Source organism: Agrobacterium sp. Ap1, from assembly GCF_017313375.1.
GTDB lineage: Bacteria > Pseudomonadota > Alphaproteobacteria > Rhizobiales > Rhizobiaceae > Neorhizobium > Neorhizobium cellulosilyticum.
This window is the reverse complement of the sequence record NZ_JAFLMY010000026.1, coordinates 1-19,113: the sequence shown is the minus strand read 5'-3', so window position 1 is coordinate 19,113 and position 19,113 is coordinate 1. Positions and strand designations below refer to the sequence as shown.

Here is a 19,113-nt window from a genome sequence, read left to right as displayed (position 1 = left end):
GTGAAGGGCACGGGGCTTATAACCGGTCTCCGGTTTCTCGTGCTCGGCTCTGCCGCGGGCGGCGGTCTGCCGCAATGGAACTGCAATTGTTCTACTTGCGCCGCCGCCCGCGATCCTTCTTCCGGAATTCTTCCGCAGACGCAGTCGTCGCTTGCCGTCAGTCTCAACGGCGAGACATGGGCAATCTTCAACGCCTCTCCCGACATCCGCCAGCAGATCCAGCAGACGCCGCAGCTTCATCCCAAAACACTTCGCCACAGCCCGATCAAAAGCGTCGTCATCACCAATGCGGATGTGGATCATATCGGTGGGCTGCTGACGCTACGCGAAAAACAGCCCTTCGATCTGTTCTCCACCCCGGCAATCGGTGCGGTGATCGACGCCAATCCGGTTTTTCGGGTTCTCGACCCGGCTTTCGTCAGCCGCAAGGCCATAAGGCTGGAGGAAGAGTTTTTCCCGCTCGACGGGCTTGCGGCGCGGATATTTGCCGTACCGGGCAAGGTCGCGCTGTTTCTGGAGGATGGGGAGCCGGAACTCGGTCTTGAAGGCGAGCAGACAATCGGTGTCGAATTGATAGCCGGCGGCAGGCGCGCCTATTATATTCCCGGCTGCGCAACGCTGCCGCACTGGCTGTGTGAGCGCATCCGCGGGGCCGACCTCGTCTTCTTCGATGGCACCGTGTTTACCGACGACGAGATGATCCGTGTCGGCACCGGAATCAAGACCGGGCAGCGCATGGGACATATGCCGATAACCGCAGATGGCGCCGGCAGCCTCGACGTGCTGTCCCGGCTGGACTTGGGCCGCATGATCTATGTGCACATCAACAATACCAACCCGATCTGGCGCGACGGCCCTGAGCGAAACGCCGTTACCGCCGCCGGTTTCGAGGTCGGTCACGACGGAATGGAGATCGACCTTGCCTAACGCACAAAACAGAGCGGATTTCGAAGCCCGGCTGCGTGCCATCGGTGATGCGCGTTATCACGACAAACATCCCTTTCATGGCATGCTGCATGGCGGCGAGTGCACGATCACGCAGGTTCGCGCCTGGGTGATCAACCGCTTTTATTACCAGAGCCGCATCCCGCTCAAGGATGCTGCCTTCATGTCCCGTTGCGAGGATGTCTCGATCCGCCGTGCGTGGCGCAAGCGCATCGAGGATCATGATGGCGGACAAGAAGAAGGTGGAGGCATTCGCCGCTGGCTGAAACTGGCCGAAGCGGTTGGTCTCGATCCGGATTATGTTTCTTCCAACCGGGGCGTGCTGCCGGGAACCCGCTTTGCCTGCGATGCCTATGTTCGTTTCGTGCGCGACATGCCGATGCTCGATGCAGTGGCTGCCTCGCTGACCGAACTCTTCGCTCCCGCCATTCATAAAAACCGTATTGCCGGGCTGATCGAACATTACGCCTTCGCCAACGACGAAGCCCTTTCCTATTTTCGCAAGCGCCTCGACGAGGCGCCGGTGGATGTCGCCTTCGGCCTCAATTACGTGCTCGACCATGCCAATACGAAGGAAAAGCAGGATGCGGCGGCCGCCGCCCTGACCTTCAAGACCGACGTGCTTTGGGCGCAGCTCGACGCTTTGCATCACGCTTACGTCTCTCCTGCCCTTCTGCCTTTGGGCGGCTGGGACGGAAAGGAAGGCGTGATCGGTGATCTCGACCAGCCGGCGCGTAAGCAGGACGCCGGGCATGACATCAAGGGAGCGGCCGAATGAGCGAGCCTTCTGCGGTAACGGTTACGGCGCAGACGGTGGCCAAGCTCGCCCGCGGCGTGCGTCTGCGGGAAGATCCGGTGCGCGGCCAGACCGTGCTTCTGGCGCCGGAACGGGCGCTGGCGCTCGACGAGATTGCCGTGATGATCGTCAACGCGCTGGATGGCGAACGCAACCTTGGCGCCATTTCCGAGGAGTTTTCGGTCAAATTCGAAGCGCCGAAGCAACAGATCCTGGTCGATGTGATCGCTTTCATCGAGGAATTTTCAAAACGCAGGATGCTGGAGCTGAAGTCGTGAATGAGCACGTCAACCTTGCGCGGACAAGCGAATGGAACGGTGAACGTGTTCATATCCCCGCGCCGATCGCCATGCTCGCCGAACTGACGCATCGCTGTCCGCTCGCCTGTCCCTATTGCTCCAACCCGCTGGAGCTGGACGGCGTCAAGGCCGAGCTTTCCACCAATGAATGGATCTCCGTCTTTCGCCAGGCGGCGGCCCTCGGTGTGCTGCACCTGCATCTTTCGGGCGGCGAACCGGCTGCCCGGCGCGACCTGGTGGAACTGACCGCTGCTGCGGCCAAGGCAGGGCTTTACACCAACCTGATCACATCCGGGATCGGGCTGACGGAAAAGCGGATCGCGGAACTGTCTGAGGCCGGGCTCGATCATCTGCAGCTTTCGATCCAGGGCGCGACACCGGATTTGGCCGACAAGGTTGGTGGCTACAAGGGCGGTTATGACCGCAAGATCGCGGTTGCGGAATGGACACATGCGGCCGGCATTCCGCTCACCGTCAATGCCGTCTGCCACAAGCAGAACACGGACCAGATCGGCGACATGCTGGATCTTGCCGTCAGGCTTGGCGCCCGCCGCATCGAGATCGCCACCGTGCAGTTCCATGGCTGGGCGGAAAAGAACCGCCAGGCATTGATGCCGACGAAAGAGCAGGTGCTCAGCACGAACGCCCTGGTTGATGAAGCCCGCAAACGGCTGGAAGGCATCATCGTCATCGACTACGTGCCGGCCGATCATCATTCGACCTATCCCAAGGCCTGCATGGGCGGCTGGGGCCGCACGGGCCTCAATGTCACGCCGTCCGGCAAGGTTCTGCCTTGCCATGCGGCCGAAAGCATTCCGTCGCTGGCATTCGAGACTGTGCGCGACCTGCCGCTTGCCGACATCTGGTACGATAGCGACGCGTTTAACGCCTATCGCGGCGACAGCTGGATGTCGGATCTCTGCCGCAGCTGTGATCGCAAGGCGATCGACATGGGCGGTTGCCGCTGTCAGGCGATGGCGCTGGCTGGCGATCCGGCTGCCACCGATCCGGTCTGCATTCGATCGTTCAAGCGGCAGGCGTTGGTGGAACAGGCCGACATCGACAGCCGCGCCGAGCCCCCGGACTTCGTCTATCGCGGTCGATGACCGGAATATGAATAAGAAAGTCATAACCTCCCTTGAAGCTTTCTTCAGTCATTTTTCGGCGTAAAACAGCGAGCACTCTAGAAATTGAAGTCATTATAAGGCCAGAGCGTCCAAAAATCACATGGCGGCAGGTTTGTTCGTTCCTCTTTGCGCGACACAGTTAATCAAAGTCGAAGGCTTCAAACGACTGAACTGCTTATCTAGTGTTGTGGCTTACCCCTTCGAAATCACTCTTTGCCAGCTTTACAGGAGCGATCTCGACTTGCGGTGCGTATCTTTGATCTCGTGGAGAATAAGATGTCTGTAATGAACTTACGAGAATTTTTCACCCGCTATATCGCCGTTTTGAACACTCACAAGTTTGATCAGCTCGTCGAATTTATTCATGACGAGCTTCTCGTTAATGGACATAGAGTGACCTTGAGCCAGATGATCCTTGAACTCGAAGGGCATGTGGCCGCAGTCCCCGATTTAGTATGGCGCGTTGAAAACATTGCCGTCGAAGGTGACCAGGTCGCGGCTCACTTAATCAACAAGGGGACCCCAGTGAGGGAATGGTTTGGCTCTATGCCAAACGGCTCCAGCGTCGAATTTGCCGAGCATGTATTTCATAAGATCCGCGATGGTCGGTTTTACGAACAGAACTTTCTGCTTGATAAGTTTTCAGTGCAAAATCAGCTTGCCCCTCAGTGAGCGATTATTGATCAGTTCCCGCCTCTGAAACCGTGACCGCATTAATCAGCAAGATTTCTATTCATCGGTTGTCCCGGTCAAACACGACAGTTCGCTCCGTTAAACGGAGTAGAAATCAAGGGGGTTTGGCTGATGCGGTAAAACGCCAGACGGCATCGATCATGTAATTTCTGCGTAATTATGAAATCCCATAAGCTTCCGGCGGGATAGCGCTTCGCTCTCGCAGTCGAATGACCTACCTAAAAAGAAGGTACATGAAATGAGCAAAGCCTCACCAGATTACGTCTTCATGCGACGCCTGTGTGCCGGAACGATGTTCGCAGGCCTCCTCATCCTGACCGGTTGCCAGACCCCTGAACAGGAACGCTACGCCGATCTCGACACCTGCTCTGGAATGGGCACGCGATACGGATCATCATCTCATACAGGATGTATGCTTCAGCAGCAGCAGCGTCGTGACGACGCACAATTGCGGACCCTTGAATCGGCAAGGCTAAGTCAGATCATGGCGGAAGATGCACGCCGGCAGCACGAGCGAATGAGAAGAGAGAGGCAGCGGGACTAGGTTCAGGTTCGGTGGGAGGTTGAGCTGATCAAGTTCGACTTAATTGACCAGCGGCCTGCTGATGAGAGCCGGCCTTGAGACGTATATGCGCCAGCCTCCTACCGATGATGCCCATTCCCTTAGTCAGCATCCGATCACAGCCCCAAATTTGGAGACTCACGGCTCATGTCCAATCCATTGCGCCATGCGCTACGTCTCATCCGGCGCCACAGAACTGAGTTCATTGTCGTCAATGCAGCATTTTTTGGCCTGTTTGCAATGACAATGACGGTGACGCTGCTGAATCCGGAAATCCAGCCAGCCGTTTTGGATGCGATATCGGGCATCGTACGCACCGACCTTGCCGCACAGGTCTATCTTAGCGGAAACGTCCTCTATGCAGCATCAGCAACATTGGCCGTCAATCTGGGGATCGCAGTGCTGCTCATTACGATTCCATCGTTTGTTGTGCCTTTTTTCGGCACCGTGTTCGCGATGGTATTTGCGGCGGCTTATGGTGTTACGCTGGCTCCGATTGGTCCTTACGCGGCGGCAATGATCCCTCACTCCATCACGGCGCTGATCGAATTCCAGGCCTATATTGTCGCGGCCTTCGGCGCCTATTTAACCGGGCGCATCACTTTTTTGCCTTTGGCGGGCGAAAAGCGGCCTGTCGGCCGAAGATACAAGACGGCAGCCGCGCATGTTCTATCGCTTTACGCCCTTGTCGTCCCGCTGCTTCTCTTGGGCGCGGTCTACGAAGCCTTTGAAATCATCTATCTCGTAAGATACTTCATTTAGTGACATGAAAATCCTGCTGGTCGAAGACGATCCCGAAATGGCCGAAGCGCTTCGGACAGCGCTTTCAAGGCATGACTTCGTCTTGGCGGCGGTGGCGGATCTCACCACGGCGCGAGAAGCGATCGCCATCGAACGATATGATGTTGTTCTCATCGATCGCCAACTTCCCGACGGTGACGGCAGCACTTTGCTCGCCGAGATCCGGCAAACAACCAATCCACCCCGCTCCATAATCATCTCCGCCATGGGATCCACAAAAGACAGGATTGCCGGGCTAAACGAGGGCGCAGATGACTATCTGCCCAAACCGTTCGAGGTCGATGAACTGGTCGCCCGCCTTAATGCGGTGGCACGCCGAACGCCTGAGGCCAAGGCAGACGTCATCACGACCGGCAATGTCCGTTATGATCGGGTGACACGAGACCTGTATGTCGACGGCATACGGCAGGAACTTGCTCGACGAGAACTTCTTATCATCGAGTCGCTTCTCAAGAATCTCGGACGAACGGTGCTGCGGTCTTCGTTGGAGGAAAGCGTGTACTCCTTCGACGACGAGATCCAATCCAATTCGCTGGAAGCCAACATGTCGCGCCTCCGGCGCAAACTGGCGGATGCTGGTGCGGATATCGTTATCCGCAACATTCGCGGCGTCGGATACTTCCTCCTTGAGCAGAAATGACATGTCTCACCACTCTCTGCGCTGGCGTTTCACACTCGGCTTCATCACGCTTCAGCTTGTCACCATCATCGCCTCATTCGGGCTGGTTTTATACATCGCGACCCTGAGCGCTCCTGGAGGGGCGGTACCCTCTGCCTGGTACCCACAGGAGATCTCGAAGTCGGTGACGGTTGACCACAATGGCGAAGCAGCGATCGATCCGACACCGGCACTCAAGACAGTGATGGATGAATGGCCGACGTCCTGGTTTGAGATTCGCCTCGCTAACGGCTCCATATTGCGGCACGGCGAGATTCCGAAAGATATCGCCGAAAACGCGGCGTTCCTCACCAATTTTCGCAGTGTTGAATTGCGCGGCTATGTCGATGCTCCGGACCGCCAAGCCACGATTGACACGCTAACAACCGTCGCGGGAGAAGCAACGGTGTTCGCCGGTGGCGTATCCATGTCCCTATACCAACTTGTTTTTGTAGTGGGACAGATAACGATCGGCGTCCCCGCCTTGATACTTCTCGTGGTCACCCTTGTGGGTGTCCCGTGGGTCACGAAATGGTCGCTTCGCTCCCTCAGGCAACTGACCGAGCGCTTGAACAGGATCGACTTCGAGGCCCGCGGCGGCGTTGTGGATGAACGAGGATTGCCAAGCGAGCTATTGCGGGTTGTCAGGGAAATCAATCTCGCTCTCAATCGTCTCGACGCCGGTTTCGAAAAAACGGAGCGCTTTTTCGTCAACGCAGCGCACGAACTGCGCACACCCATCGCTATTGTTCAGGTTCGCGCGGACACGTTGCCGCGAAGCGACGAGAAGCTCCACATCCAAAGGAGCATCAAACGGCTGACGGCCATCACGAACCAGCTTCTGGATATCGAGCGATATCGGCAGAATCCGCCGATCTCGCAAAACATCGAATTGGTCCATCTCTTGTCAAGGGTTGTCGCCGACCTCGCGCCATTCGCGATTTCCGAAGGTTATGAGATATCTTTCGACACCGACGTTTCCAAAGTATCCATGGAAGGTGATGACGAGGCGCTGCAGCGCGCCTTCTCCAATCTCCTGCGCAATGCCATTCAATACGGAGGTAGGCGCGGCGAGATCGCGGTGAAGCTGGAAGCCGATGGGGCCATCCTCATCTCCGATCAAGGCATCGGTATAGCGAAGGAATTTCATTCACGCATTTTCGAGCCATTTTATCGCGTTAATCCGCATGGATCCGGGGCTGGTCTCGGCTTGGGCATGGTCAACGAGATTATTGAAAAGCATGGCGGCTTTATAGAGCTCAAGTCATCACCGGGTCAGGGAAGCGTCTTCGTCATTCGGTGGCGCAATGCACTGCGTATCGAAAGGCGTCGTCAAGAACCCTAGATCCGGCGTATCGTGACGGACGGTACCTGGGTGATCTCTCTGGCTGAGCTAGGTAGCAGAGCGTCAGGCCTCACAGCAATAATGACCGCTCCTGCTCAGTGATGGACAATCCAGCCGACTGTGATGATGACAGTCAAAGCCGCGCCCATAGAAATCTGAAATCCGGATAATGTCATTATGCCTCGCCTTCGTCTTTGAGACACCCGATATTCCGGCGGACAGCTATTCTGCCCGCCGGAATATCTGATCAGGATTTGACGTCTGTTCAGGCGAAGCCTTCAAGCACGACCTTCCCGATCGTTGACCCGCTTTCGAGTTGCTCGTGAGCCTTCTTCAGGTTTGCCGAATTGATCTGACCAAAATTGTTCGTAGCGGTTGTTCTGATCCCTCCATCGTCAACGGCGGCCGATATCTCGTTCAAGATGCGTGCCTGCTCGTCCATGTCCGGTGTGCCATAGATAGCGCGCGTGAACATGAGCTCATGGTGAATCGATACGGCCTTGCGCTTGAATGCCATAATGTCGAAGCCCGATGGATCATCGATGAGGCAGAATCGGCCCTGCGGCGCAATCAGTTCGACAATGTCATCGACATACTGCGCGGTCTGCGTCGTGGAGAAAACGAACGCCGGAGCGCCGATGCCCAGTGCCGCTATCTGGCTGGCGAGCGGCTTGGAGTGATCAACGACATGATGCGCACCGAGCGACTTGACGAAGTCCTTCGTTTCCGGACGCGAGGCCGTGGCAATAACGGTCAGGTCGGTGAACTGCCGGGCGATCTAAATGGCGATCGACCCCACGCCGCCGGCTCCGCCGATGATCAGGACGGCGGGAGCAGCGCCGGGAACCGGCTTCTTCACATCCAGACGATCAAAGAAGGCCTCCCATGCCGTCAACGATGTCAGCGGCAGCGCGGCGGCTTCGGCCCAATTGAGCTTGGACGGCTTCTTGCCGACGATACGCTCGTCAACCAGATGGAATTCGGCGTTTGCCCCCGGGCGGGTAATAGACCCCGCATACCAGACCTCATCTCCCACTTTGAAACTGGTGACTCCGTCGCCGACTTCCGCGACGATTCCTGTCGCGTCCCAGCCAATGACTTTCCATTCGGCACCATCATCTGGTGAGGCGCTACGTCGAACCTTGTAGTCGACGGGATTGACCGAAATCGCTTTCACCTGGACGAGGATATCCCGGCCTTCGGGTTGCGGCTTTGCCAGTTCGATGTCGATGAGCGAATCCCGGTCGGAAATCGGCGAAGGAATTTTGTATCCGATGGCTTTCATGCGTATCTCCATTTCGGCGTCTTCGACGTCACGTTTGTTTTCCTGCGTTCGCGCGAGCACTGGAAGGAGCCGACTGGCCCCTTCCTTGCGCTTCTCTGGAACATGCTTCGTTGCGGGCATGACGGAGGTTGCTCGTGTTAGCCGGCGGCATCCCCATTTTCATGAACGCTTGCGGCAAATGCGCCGCCCTCGAGATGATAGACCGTCGGTTCCTCCGAGAAGTATACCTGTATGCCGCTCATGAACCGCTCATGGTCTTCGCTCGCTTCGAAGCCGGGGGTATGATCCGTATGCGAGCGCCATTGCACGATCAGGTTGAAGACCTCCGGCGTTTCGACCCCCTGAGCCAGAACATGGCCGCGGTACCCCTGTGCGCGCGTGAGCAGAGGAACAACGCCCTCGAATGCCTGCCTGAACTCTCCGATCTTGTCCTTGTAGACAGGCAGCGCGGCGATCTCATAAATCATGGTTGCACCTTTGTGTCGGCCGACGGGTCAACGGCGATTGCGATCTTACCCCGCAAACCGTTGTTGGGTTTCTCGAGAAGCGCATGGGCAAGCGGAAGGTCGGCGAGCGAATAGACGGCGCCTACGTGCGGCCGTAGCTGACCGCGTTCCACCAGTGTGCTCAGTTCGTCAAGCTTGCCTTGGTTCTGCCTCGTGAAAACGAAGTGGTAGCTCGCGTTCTTGCCCCATGCCTCGATGAGGTTCTGCGGCTGTGTAATGTCCACGATCGAGACGACGCGGCCAAGTTGCGCGAGCACCTTCGGGCTGTGGGACAATGTGTCTCCGCCGAGGGTGTCGAACACGACGTCTACTCCGAGGCCTCCGGTTTCCCGCATGATGACGTCGACATAATCTTCTTTCCTGTAATCAATGACGACGTCCGCTCCGACACTTCGCGCAAACTCGAAATTTTCTTCGCGCACGGTTGTGAAAACCTTGGCACCGACGGCTTTCGCGACCTGGATAGCCACATGCCCTACCCCTCCCGCGCCGCCATGGATCAGGATGCTTTCTCCCACCCTGAGGGCGGCACGTGAGACAAGGGCTTCCCAGGCTGTTCCGCCGACCAGGCTGAGGCTGGCGGCTTCCAGATGGCTGAGCGCACTGGGCTTTCTTCCAATGATATTCTCGTTTGCGACGTGGTATTCGGCATAACTTCCCGGCCCGTCGAATATTTGTGGCGTGTACCAGACCTCGTCTCCGGGAGAGAACGCCGTCACGCCCGGCCCGACGGCTTCGACTACACCAGAAACGTCATGACCAGTAATCGCCGGCAGCGGCACCAGGTCGCGATAGTTGCCTCGCCGAACCTGGTAGTCCAGGGGGTTGATCGAGGTGGCATGGACCCTCACCAGAACCTGTCCCACCTGAGGAACCGGTTTTGGCACGTCGGAAAGCTCAAAGGATTCCGGACCACCAAAGGAGTTGAGTGTCATCGCTTGCATTGCAAATCCTCACTTTTTTCTAACGGCATTTCGTGGCTGTTGACGCTCGTTCGCGAAATTCACAGGTGTTTCCCGTTAATCCCGAAGAGCTGAAAGTCGGCTCATCACCTTCGAGCCCTCTTATCGATTGCTCAATCTCTGGCGGCTTACGAGCTCCAGCGACCGGTCCTGCCCAATTCTATAGGTCTCCTCGTAATGTGCTCCGCCGGCATAAAAGCGATGAGAAAATGTGCTTCCAATGGGAGACTTCAGCAGCCTCGTTGTCGGCTGTCCGTGAAACGTGATGCTGCCCGGAATAGGTTCGAGTGCACGCGCTTTCGTAGCTATTGCCGTCTGGACTGCCAGACCGGCCAGTAGAATGGCAGCGGCAATGGCCTTTCGAGTTGTAACGGTCATAATGCTTTCCTTTCTTGACGCGATACCGCGCGGTCGCCGCCCGGTTTGTGTGTTGAATTGGCGCGCAGAGGCAGCTGCCTGCCTGATGCGATGTCGGGATACTGTGCGCATGAGGATGCCAGGACCGCACCTGTACTCCTTGGCAGCGGCTTCGCGCCTCATGTCGGACCGATCCTGAAATGCGGAATGAGTTCGGTTCCGATCTCATCGAGAACATCGGCGACAGGTCTCTTGCTGAACTTGAGGTTCAGCGCGACGTGGTTGATCCCATTTGAGCGCAGGGCGTCCATTAGGTCGGCCAGCCTCCGCCGGCCTACCCGGTATCCGAGATGGATTGCGCTGGGCGGCGTATCCGGATTTGCGGCCAGATCGACATAGAGCGATTGCGCGATCGGTTTGAATTCTGCCCCGGTGTGATCAAGTGCTTCGCGCCAGAGTCTGGCGACTTGCGCTTGCTGGACCATGTCCCGCGGATAAGTGAGCCAGCCATCACTACGTTGCGCGATCCACTCCAGCGACTGCTGGCTCTGGCCGGTGACGAGAGTGGGCAGCCGGGGCGACAACGGTTTGGGCACGAGGTCGCCGCCGCCCGTAAGCCGGCCATAATGCGCCGACGCGTGAACGGGAAAACGCTTCGTCAGCAACGCTTCGACATAGTCGAACGCGTCTCGGAAGAGTTCGCCACGCAGGTCGGCATCCCGGCCGTATGCCGGGTACTCGACCGGACGGTCGCCCGAAGCCACGCCAAACACGAAACGTCCGCCGGATAGGCGATCGAGCGACGCCGCCGCCTTTGCGACATCGATCGGGTGATGAAGCGGCAGGATGACTGCGCCCGTGGCGAGCGCGATGGTGGACGTGCTCGCCGCGATCGTCGCAAGCCAGACAAAAGGATCGTAAATCTGGCCCAGATCGCCGAAAGTCGGGTCGTTCAGCGGGACATCGCGCGCCCAGAGCGCGGCAAAGCCGAGACGCTCGGCTTGCTGGGCAAGCTCGATCTGGTCGCGCATGGCAGGCTCGGGTCCGTCGAAGGACTCGATCGGGAAATAGATGCCGACTGTCAACTGCTCCGGCGCGAACATGGACGCATAGCCGCCGCCAAAAGGGGTGGGACCGCCACTTACGGCCGGTGATCGAGTGATGGTCATGGCGATACCCCTTCAACATTAGCATTGACGGGCTCACCAACCATGGCGCCGTCTTGATGGCCCCTATTTGATTTATCGCGATTGCTTTCGGTAGCGGCCCCGACTTAGGATCAGTTTCAAATAATCTTTGAAAGTCACCTCATGGACGTCGACGATTTAAGGCTCTTTGTGCGTATCTCCCAGTTGCACAGCATAAGTGCGGCAGCCCGCGATCTGGGCCTCACACCGGCGGGAGCCAGTGCCAAATTGGCCGCTCTCGAGCGACAGCTCAGCGCCAGACTTCTCCATCGCACGACGCGGCAAGCGACGTTGACTGAGGACGGTCTCGCTTTTCTGCCGCACGCGGAACATGTTGTGTTCGCTGCGGAAGCAGCCCGAGCGGCGCTTGGGCGAGAGCAAGCTGCGCCTCGCGGCACATTGCGAGTAGCGGCCCCCGCCTCGTTCGCGCGCATGCATATTGTGCCGGTTCTGCCCGACTTCTGCCGGCAATACCCTGACTTGGCGCTTGATTTGCGCATATCGGACAGCATCGTTGATCTGGTCGAGGGTGCCTTCGATGTGGCGGTTCGTTATACCGAGCTCAGCGACTCATCCTTCGTCGCGCGGCGACTTGCTCCGGACAATCGGGTGCTGGTCGCATCACCCGATTATCTCGATCAACGCGGGCGACCAGCCACGCCCGACGACTTGCCGGAACATACCTGCCTCGTCGTCGGCACGCTGGATCTCTGGACGTTTCGAGGGAAAGATTCACAGGTGATCGAGCGACGTGTCACACCGAGCCTTCGTATCAATGACGGCACTGCGGTGCGCGACGCGGCTTCCGCCGGGCTTGGTATCGCTCTAATGGCCACGTGGTGCGCATCGGACGAGCTGCGATCTGGCGCCCTCGTGCCAGTCCTTCCCGAATATCCGCTTGTCTCAACGCAAACGCTTTGGGCGCTATATCCGAGCTCTCGCGAGTTGGCGCCGAAAGTGAGAGTATTCATCGACTGGCTTGTCAATCGATTTGGGCCGCAACCCTACTGGGACAAAGGGCTCGAGAGTATCCTCATCAAAAGGGGATGATCAGGAGATCGAATGACGAGTTCACAGCGAGAGCAAAAGGCAAATTTGCAGTTCTCCGTATACTGTCAGATGTTTATGCTTCAATTTCTGCCAGCGACCTGGAACGAGCCAGTCACTGCAAAGCCGGCCCTGTCAAATACAAAGACACGGACACTTGCGAGGCTTCTGCGATCTTGAGCCTCCGTTTCTGCCAATTTATCGGCGAACCGCACAAAAAAAGAATGGTCATAATCGAGGCCATCGTCGGACTGCAGGGACGAAACATTTATCCGCATCGCCATCATCGTTCGCGCTGAGTCCCAAGCAAGGCGCTCAACCGGAAAGTCTTCCTGTGTTCATAGGACAAAGCCCAGGACGCTTTAGACGGCAGTTACGCGGTCTTTTCGTGAAGAGCTGCCTGCTGCCTCAGCATGCTTTCACATGCACCCGTATCGACCGGGAGCCCGCTGAGTTCCTGCAGTTTCTCCCCCCATTTGCACATACTGACAAGTACCGGAGCCAGTGATCGCCCCAACTCGGTGAGCTCATATTCCACCTTTGGCGGCACCTCGGGGTAAATGATGCGGCTGATGATGCCATCGGCCTCCAATTCCCTGAGTTGAAGCGTGATCATTCTTGGCGTTGCCGCAGGTGTAAGGCGACAAATGGCATTAAAGCGCAATTTGCCATCGAGCAGATGGAAGAGGATCACCGGTTTCCACACTCCGCCGATGACAGAGATTGTCGCTTCCACAGCGCAGCCGGTCCGGTGAGCCGCCCCGCGCTTGCGTTTTAAAGGGGTACTATCATTCATGATACTACATGCTCTCTTTGTACGTACTTCACCAACAGTCATCGTATCCTTACTTGGGTTGCATGGAAAGAAGGCGCGCTACCTGGTGCGCCGCGTTTCCAGCCGCACATCAAAAGTAGGGAACCAATTCCAATGTCTACCGAACAAAAGCCGCTGATCTCGGTTGTTGGCGCCACCAGCAAACAGGGTCGCAGCGTCGCCACCACGCTGCTCAAAAGCAAACAGTATCGGGTCCGGGCGCTCACCCGCAATCGTGACTCTGCCGAGGCCCGCAGCTTGGCGGATCTCGGCGCCGAAGTCGTTGTCGCGCCGCTTGGCCTCGGCCACGAGAAGGACCTCGTGACGGCCTTCAAGGGTGCCGACGGCGCGTATCTTATGACGCCGCAGCTCCTGCCGCAGGATAATGCCGAGTTCGTGCTCGGCAAACAGCTGGCAGATGCAGCGGTCGAGGCCGGCGTCGGTCACATCGTCTTCTCGACCCTCGAAAATGTCGCCAAGATTTCCGGCGGCAAAAAGTTCACCCCGCACTTCACCGACAAGGCCCTTGTCGCCGACTACATTCGCACGCTGCCGATAACGCATTCGTTCGTCTCGCTGGCCTTCTTCTATACCAACCTGCTGGAATACTATGTACCGCAGATGGACGGCGACACGCTTCTCATGCCGATCTACCTGCCGGAGGATTTCCGTGCACCCTTCGTCGATCCGGTCACTGCGACCGGCCCGGCAGTGCTTTCCATGCTCTCCAACCCTCAGACCTTCAAGGGCAAGACACTCCCGATCGTCGGCGACATCCTTTCTCCGCGCGAGATGGTCGATACATTCCAGCGCGTCACCGGCGTCAAAGCCGAGTACCGCAGCGCTTTCAAGCGCGAAGAGCTTCTGAAGTTCTTCCCTGGTTTCGCCGCCAATGAGCTGCTTGTCGACGAGTTGATCGGCATGGTGGAGTTTGCCGTCGAGTACGGCTATTTCGATAAGGAACACGACCTGGAATGGAGCCGTCGCTTGGATCCGGAGACGCTCTCGTGGGAGCAGTTCCTGAAGTCGACTGGATGGCGCGGCGACAAGACACAGTTCGGTCTATGAACCCTCACATCGGCTACAGCAAGCGTAGGGAATCTCATTGTGGTGCAGACGCCGGACAACGGCGGTCCGGCCTCTGGTGGCACGCAAAGCCCGCACTCGATTTCCCCTTAGCCCTTCAACAGTGGAAGAACAACAATGAGCGTAAAAGACAACAAGAAAATCGTAAGAGAATTCTGCGACCATTTCAGAACGTCGAACGCGGACGGACTGATTGATGCCATGTGCGAGGACGCGACATGGTGGGTTAACGGCAAGCCTCACCTGTTCTCGTCCGCAGGAACGAAGACCAGGGCAGAGGCCGAAGCCATGTTCCGCAACATGTTTTCAGCCTACACAAATGGTCTGGGTATGACGATCATCAACATGGTCGGCGAAGGTGACAGTGTCGCCGCCGAAGCTCGATCGCAAGCGACCACAAAGTCGGGCAAAATCTATGAGAACGAGTATTTCTTTCTCTTCAAGATCCGAGACGGAAAAATCGCCGCTGTGAGGGAGTACACTGACCTCCTGCATGTGCAGGAGACATTTGGTTGATCTTTGGTTTTGCTGGGACGCCGCCAGCGCCGCGTTACAGCGGCAGACAGAAGTATAAAACGCCAACCTCTCCTCACCTACAATCGAAGGGGACTTACAGCGAAGCGGCGTGCGGCAGGTGCACATGCTAGATTCTGAAAGAGAAGTACCGGAATAGCTTTTCGCTGCCACCCTGCGAAACTTTGCGATCCATTCTGCCCAGTTTTGGCAATACTGAAGCCTCGGTCTTGATGAAGGTCGAACCTTTGGCCCACCTATTTCTTATGAACTGAGAGGCAGGGGATCGGTGCCCTCGCTTAGAATTGCAAGATATCGTCGATAGCTGAACACGCGGCCGCGCTTGCGGCCAGTCACCTCATCAACGATGCCCAATCGCTCCAGATCGGCAAGTGCAGCGTTGACCGTAGGTGCGGACAGACCTGTTATCTGGACAATCTGGTTGGCGGTGTGAAAAGGATTCTGCTGGAATAACTCGTGAATACGAAGGGCCGAGCCTGCTCTATCACTCTCCATCGTGATCCGTTCCCGATCTTCCTTGAAGAGATCGACGATTTGCGTCGCAGCTTCAAACGCTTGATTGGCAGTGTCGGCCACACCGGTCAGGAAAAAGTCCAACCAGGCTTCCCAGTTTCCATTTTCGCGGACTTCCTGCAGCAAACGATAATACTCTCTCCGATGGGACTTCAGGTAGAGGCTGAGGTAGAGCAGCGGCTTTCGCAAAACGCCGTTCATGCACAGATACAGGGTTACAAGCAGACGGCCGATACGACCATTACCGTCGAGAAACGGATGGATCGTTTCAAACTGCACATGCAGCAGTCCAGCTTTGATCAGTGCCGGCAAGCGCGACTGGTCGTCATGCATGAAACGTTCGAACGCATCCAGGCAACCGGACATTTCAGTTATGGGTGGCGGCACAAAAAGTGCGTTACCGGGCCGCGTTCCGCCAATCCAATTTTGCGAGCGGCGGAATTCTCCAGCATCCTTAGTGCCTCCTCGCCCACTGTGTAGGAGCTTGGCATGCATTTCACGGATCAGACGCAACGACATGGGAAGCGTTTCCAGTCGTTCCAAACCATACATCATGGCGTCAACATAGTTGGATACCTCACGGATATCGTCAACCGGTTGGCCCGCTTGAGCTTCTGTCTCAAACCGCAAGAGGTCGGAAAGCGTCGACTGCGTGCCTTCAATCTGCGATGAAAGAACGGCTTCCTTTCTCACATACATATAAAGAAATAGCTCCTGTCGCGGCAGCAGCATTGTGATACCGTCCAGACGTCCTAGCGCGCGCTCGGCCAGGCTGAGACGTTCCAGCAATGAAAGCACATCGATCACCGGCTCGGGCGGCAATGGTGGGGGCACGAACGCCCGGACTGTTTCACTAGCGGCGATCGTTTCGACGAAACGACCCATGCGATTTTTGGATACGGAATCAGACATAACCCATTATCAACGTCAGTCGCTATTTAAACAAGGCGCCTTCAATTTAATTAAGCGATAAGCTTAGATAAGCGAGCTTAATTAACGACGCGGGCGCCGAACTCCCGAGCTTTAATGCCGAGTGATTTGTTTCACGGCATCAACCTGAGGATCAGGCAGGTTTGAAAGTGCACGCACGATACATCCTTTCTTAAAGCTCGCCTCATATTCCCGCTCGCCCTCAGCACTGGTGCCGAGAGAAACGGAATAAGCATGCAAAAACAAGACATTTCATCACGCCATTTTCAGCGAAAGATATCCGAATTCTGCGAGCTGCGTATAGCGCCGAACACATCCAAACGGGTACTGGAGAATATCCGGCCCTATTTGGTCAGTTTGATCATCTACCGAAAATCACCCCCGCTCGTGAACGGTCGCATCGACTGGTCAATGATCGGACAGGCCTGTGGAATAGAAGCTGAGCTGACCACTGAATTGAAGAAGCAGCTCCGGCCGGGCTTGGACGCAATCATCCGATGGCTCGGCGCTGCACCAGCAACCGAAGAGAGGCGGACACCAAAGCCAACAGTTCGCCCGGACAAGGTTGCGCCCACCAGAAAGGCAGCCTCCTCCCCCTCGACCAGACAGCCTAAACGTGCGACGGCCGATGGCACCTTTGCCCGCTCTTCGTCACCACCGCGCGGGCCTGCACCGAAGCCAATCAGCTCCTTCCCAGAACCACTGTTCGAAGTGAAAGAAGATCCGGCAAGTTTTCAGGATGCATTGGCCTATCATATGCGTCGGTTCGGCGACACCTACTGGCAACTCTACCGCGCCGTTGTGCAACTGAATGAGACTTTCGACAACAAGACGCTGCTATCGTGGATCCAAGGCGAGCGCGTGCCAAGATCTATCGCAAGTTTTGAAATCCTGCGACGCATCGAGCGACGCTATCGCCTTCCGGAGGGATATTTCAAAGATAAGCTGCCGCATCAGGCGCGCTCGCTTTATGGTCATGACCTCGGTGATATCAATCCGGCTGAGCGGCGCAGAATGTCGTTGCATCTTCCGGATGATTTCAGCAGCCTGCCCTTTGCCAAGCGTCAGGAGATCGTCGATTGGGTACGCCGGGTGATCATTTCCGGATATATCGAAGGCGTTGAAAGTCTGAGGAGAGATATGCAAGCTTTCATCAGAGGCTTTTAGAAAAAGCTCAACAAAGATATGGACTCGGAAGCGAGTCAGGAAATTCAGTGCGGCACGCTTCAAGCCTCTATAGTCCCCAAACCGGAGATATCCGATATAGAAACCGCGTCATTAGGAATTTTTTATATTGAATAGGGAGATTATTAAATAACTCCAATATTTCTCCCGATCTTTTTACGTATCCGTGTCGTATAACTACCTCGTGACGGGTCACGGTAATAAAACCATAGGGCAATCTGTTCGCAGGCGGATTTTTCAATCGTAAAATTATCAATTGAGCATCGCAAAATATCCACTCTATTGATTCTGCAAAGATTATTTCTCGGCCGCATGGTAATTCGAATATCAAGCGATCATCGGATTTAGAGACAACGACTTCGTTCGGAAGCATAAATAGGAGGTGCAAAAGTCCGTACGCCAACAATATAGACCCAAAAATAGGGCTTGACGTAAACACGATGATTGATAGCAGGATGAAGCAGCCAGTAACGATGATCGGAATGATTTTCGATGGCCGCATCGTAATCGAGCTATTTTCCATTGGCACCTCCAAAATTCATCATTTATTAGTTTACGCAATTTTGAGAGGCTATATGTAAAACAACAGTGAATTCCGCCTGGAATTGCACTATTTTGACTATTTTTTCCTTATATCCTACGGACAGAGCCTTGAGGGCCCTGTTGCAAGAATTCTGATGGCGGCAAATAGGCCTTCCTCCGCCTCGGTCACGCAGCTTTTGCTTCGAGATTCTTTACAAGTACTTCCGCAGCCTCGGTGGGTGCGCTGGTCCGATCCGAGAGGCACGGTCAACGATGCGCGCTTCGCCGCAGACGTCGCCAGTCAGATTCGCAGCTTGCCCTTTGCGCATAGCCCGCATCACTTCAAAACCCTTGATCGTCGCATAGGCCGTTTTAAAAGGCCTTGAACCCGCGGACTGGATTAATCAGCTGCTTCGATTTCGCATTGTCCGCTTCGACCACGTCGTTCAGATGTTTGACCTGCCGGTACACAAGGTCCTTCGGGCACTTGCCTTCGGCTTTTAACTGCGCGATCACGGTGCCGTAGGTCGGCGCCTTGTCGGTCGTGGTCCGCTTCTGAAGGGGCTTCTTTCCTACCAGCTTCAGACTTACCGGCGAGCCGGAATCAAATCGACTAATTTATGGCCATTCGCAGCGATCTTCGTGAAGTGATACTGCTCAACAACCGCGCCGTTCAAACCGCTGATGCCGGAAACCCATCTAATACCAATCGTCGCTAATCCTGACTCTTGGGATTCCCAAAGGCCGACGAATCTGAATCGATGACGTAAACAGGAGGTTTGCGATGGGTTCAGCGATTTCATTGCGGTCGGATTTTGATGGGACCAGTTTGCGGCTTCTGGCTCGGCAGACACGCGATGCCGACCAAGCGCGGCGTCTTCTTGCGATCGTGTCCCATGGAGTGGTGTAGCTGGATTTCATAGCCATCGGTGATTTCCGGTAGGGTCGGGTTGCTTAGA

Annotated in this window: 16 protein-coding genes and 3 pseudogenes; 12 read left to right on the top strand and 7 right to left on the bottom strand. The window is 56.3% G+C overall.

The genetic code is table 11. The annotated features are described in order from the left end of the window. From pqqB to JZX87_RS26910, 8 genes are all read left to right on the top strand, one after another. Window positions 1–927 carry a pyrroloquinoline quinone biosynthesis protein PqqB gene (pqqB, locus tag JZX87_RS26945; protein ID WP_210349122.1) on the top strand — a complete coding sequence of 309 codons (927 nt, stop codon included), beginning with the start codon at window positions 1–3 and terminating at the stop codon, window positions 925–927. Further along, window positions 920–1,723 carry a pyrroloquinoline-quinone synthase PqqC gene (gene pqqC / locus JZX87_RS26940; RefSeq protein WP_286195093.1) on the top strand — a complete coding sequence of 268 codons (804 nt, stop codon included), beginning with the start codon at window positions 920–922 and terminating at the stop codon, window positions 1,721–1,723. Before pqqB ends, pqqC begins: the two co-directional genes overlap by 8 nt. Beyond that, window positions 1,720–2,019, top strand: a complete 300-nt coding sequence (gene pqqD, locus JZX87_RS26935) for a pyrroloquinoline quinone biosynthesis peptide chaperone PqqD (RefSeq protein ID WP_206828938.1) — start codon at window positions 1,720–1,722, stop codon at window positions 2,017–2,019. Before pqqC ends, pqqD begins: the two co-directional genes overlap by 4 nt. Beyond that, a complete protein-coding gene (gene pqqE / locus JZX87_RS26930; protein ID WP_206828937.1) occupies window positions 2,016–3,146 on the top strand; it encodes a pyrroloquinoline quinone biosynthesis protein PqqE in 1,131 nt (376 codons plus the stop codon). The genes pqqD and pqqE overlap by 4 nt, the downstream gene beginning before the upstream one ends. Before the next feature lie 297 nt (window positions 3,147–3,443). Next, a complete protein-coding gene (locus tag JZX87_RS26925; RefSeq protein ID WP_206828936.1) occupies window positions 3,444–3,839 on the top strand; it encodes an ester cyclase in 396 nt (131 codons plus the stop codon). 730 nt (window positions 3,840–4,569) lie between these two features. Beyond that, window positions 4,570–5,184: a hypothetical protein gene (locus JZX87_RS26920; protein WP_206828935.1), complete on the top strand. Its 615-nt coding sequence runs from the start codon at window positions 4,570–4,572 to the stop codon at window positions 5,182–5,184. Window positions 5,185–5,188: 4 nt separating this feature from the next. Beyond that, entirely contained in the window at window positions 5,189–5,863 is a 675-nt protein-coding gene (locus tag JZX87_RS26915) for a response regulator transcription factor (RefSeq protein WP_206828934.1), read from the top strand. A 1-nt stretch (window position 5,864) separates the two neighbouring features. Continuing rightward, window positions 5,865–7,226, top strand: coding sequence for a sensor histidine kinase (locus tag JZX87_RS26910; RefSeq protein WP_206828933.1), 1,362 nt, complete (start codon window positions 5,865–5,867; stop codon window positions 7,224–7,226). A 265-nt stretch (window positions 7,227–7,491) separates the two neighbouring features. Here the strand turns inward: JZX87_RS26910 and JZX87_RS26905 are convergent. The 4 genes and pseudogenes from JZX87_RS26905 to JZX87_RS26890 all read right to left on the bottom strand — a co-directional run bounded on the left by JZX87_RS26905 (window position 7,492) and on the right by JZX87_RS26890 (window position 11,505). Further along, window positions 7,492–8,511 (bottom strand): annotated as a pseudogene (locus JZX87_RS26905) (zinc-binding alcohol dehydrogenase family protein). Window positions 8,512–8,648: 137 nt separating this feature from the next. Beyond that, entirely contained in the window at window positions 8,649–8,978 is a 330-nt protein-coding gene (locus JZX87_RS26900) for an antibiotic biosynthesis monooxygenase family protein (RefSeq protein WP_206828932.1), read from the bottom strand. Continuing rightward, window positions 8,975–9,961: a zinc-dependent alcohol dehydrogenase family protein gene (locus JZX87_RS26895; RefSeq protein WP_206828931.1), complete on the bottom strand. Its 987-nt coding sequence runs from the start codon at window positions 9,959–9,961 to the stop codon at window positions 8,975–8,977. The genes JZX87_RS26900 and JZX87_RS26895 overlap by 4 nt, the downstream gene beginning before the upstream one ends. Before the next feature lie 554 nt (window positions 9,962–10,515). Beyond that, complete coding sequence (locus JZX87_RS26890) at window positions 10,516–11,505, bottom strand: LLM class oxidoreductase (protein WP_206828930.1); 990 nt, start codon at window positions 11,503–11,505, stop codon at window positions 10,516–10,518. Window positions 11,506–11,646: 141 nt separating this feature from the next. Here JZX87_RS26890 and JZX87_RS26885 point away from each other — a divergent pair, with 141 nt between their 5' ends. Next, window positions 11,647–12,573, top strand: coding sequence for a LysR family transcriptional regulator (locus tag JZX87_RS26885; RefSeq protein ID WP_206828929.1), 927 nt, complete (start codon window positions 11,647–11,649; stop codon window positions 12,571–12,573). 370 nt (window positions 12,574–12,943) lie between these two features. Here JZX87_RS26885 and JZX87_RS26880 read toward each other — a convergent pair whose 3' ends face one another. Further along, window positions 12,944–13,366, bottom strand: coding sequence for a winged helix-turn-helix transcriptional regulator (locus JZX87_RS26880; RefSeq protein ID WP_206828928.1), 423 nt, complete (start codon window positions 13,364–13,366; stop codon window positions 12,944–12,946). Between the two features lie 132 nt (window positions 13,367–13,498). Between JZX87_RS26880 and JZX87_RS26875 the strand changes: the two genes are divergently transcribed. After that, the gene (locus tag JZX87_RS26875) at window positions 13,499–14,452 is read left to right on the top strand and encodes an NmrA/HSCARG family protein (protein WP_206828927.1); all 954 of its coding nucleotides are present in this window, start codon (window positions 13,499–13,501) and stop codon (window positions 14,450–14,452) included. A gap of 135 nt (window positions 14,453–14,587) precedes the next feature. Beyond that, window positions 14,588–14,986 carry a nuclear transport factor 2 family protein gene (locus JZX87_RS26870; RefSeq protein ID WP_206828926.1) on the top strand — a complete coding sequence of 133 codons (399 nt, stop codon included), beginning with the start codon at window positions 14,588–14,590 and terminating at the stop codon, window positions 14,984–14,986. A gap of 261 nt (window positions 14,987–15,247) precedes the next feature. Here the strand turns inward: JZX87_RS26870 and JZX87_RS26865 are convergent, their stop codons facing one another. Beyond that, window positions 15,248–16,429 carry a Fic family protein gene (locus tag JZX87_RS26865; protein ID WP_206828925.1) on the bottom strand — a complete coding sequence of 394 codons (1,182 nt, stop codon included), beginning with the start codon at window positions 16,427–16,429 and terminating at the stop codon, window positions 15,248–15,250. A 252-nt stretch (window positions 16,430–16,681) separates the two neighbouring features. On the opposite strand from JZX87_RS26865, the pseudogene JZX87_RS26860 reads away from it, so the two are divergent. Next, window positions 16,682–17,563: pseudogene (locus JZX87_RS26860) on the top strand (hypothetical protein); the annotation flags it as partial. Between the two features lie 803 nt (window positions 17,564–18,366). Here JZX87_RS26860 and JZX87_RS26855 read toward each other — a convergent pair. Beyond that, window positions 18,367–18,733, bottom strand: a pseudogene (locus tag JZX87_RS26855) (DDE-type integrase/transposase/recombinase); the annotation flags it as partial. Window positions 18,734–19,113: the final 380 nt, after the last annotated feature.

Bases quoted from the DNA above. Each gene is read 5' to 3' on its own strand.
- pqqD (WP_206828938.1), top strand. From the start codon at position 1,720: ATGAGCGAGCCTTCTGCGGTAACGGTTACGGCGCAGACGGTGGCCAAG.
- JZX87_RS26925 (WP_206828936.1), top strand. From the start codon at position 3,444: ATGTCTGTAATGAACTTACGAGAATTTTTCACCCGCTATATCGCCGTT.
- JZX87_RS26920 (WP_206828935.1), top strand. From the start codon at position 4,570: ATGTCCAATCCATTGCGCCATGCGCTACGTCTCATCCGGCGCCACAGA.
- JZX87_RS26915 (WP_206828934.1), top strand. From the start codon at position 5,189: ATGAAAATCCTGCTGGTCGAAGACGATCCCGAAATGGCCGAAGCGCTT.
- JZX87_RS26910 (WP_206828933.1), top strand. From the start codon at position 5,865: ATGTCTCACCACTCTCTGCGCTGGCGTTTCACACTCGGCTTCATCACG.
- JZX87_RS26900 (WP_206828932.1), bottom strand. From the start codon at position 8,978: ATGATTTATGAGATCGCCGCGCTGCCTGTCTACAAGGACAAGATCGGA.
- JZX87_RS26895 (WP_206828931.1), bottom strand. From the start codon at position 9,961: ATGCAAGCGATGACACTCAACTCCTTTGGTGGTCCGGAATCCTTTGAG.
- JZX87_RS26890 (WP_206828930.1), bottom strand. From the start codon at position 11,505: ATGACCATCACTCGATCACCGGCCGTAAGTGGCGGTCCCACCCCTTTT.
- JZX87_RS26885 (WP_206828929.1), top strand. From the start codon at position 11,647: ATGGACGTCGACGATTTAAGGCTCTTTGTGCGTATCTCCCAGTTGCAC.
- JZX87_RS26880 (WP_206828928.1), bottom strand. From the start codon at position 13,366: ATGAATGATAGTACCCCTTTAAAACGCAAGCGCGGGGCGGCTCACCGG.
- JZX87_RS26875 (WP_206828927.1), top strand. From the start codon at position 13,499: ATGTCTACCGAACAAAAGCCGCTGATCTCGGTTGTTGGCGCCACCAGC.
- JZX87_RS26870 (WP_206828926.1), top strand. From the start codon at position 14,588: ATGAGCGTAAAAGACAACAAGAAAATCGTAAGAGAATTCTGCGACCAT.
- JZX87_RS26865 (WP_206828925.1), bottom strand. From the start codon at position 16,429: ATGTCTGATTCCGTATCCAAAAATCGCATGGGTCGTTTCGTCGAAACG.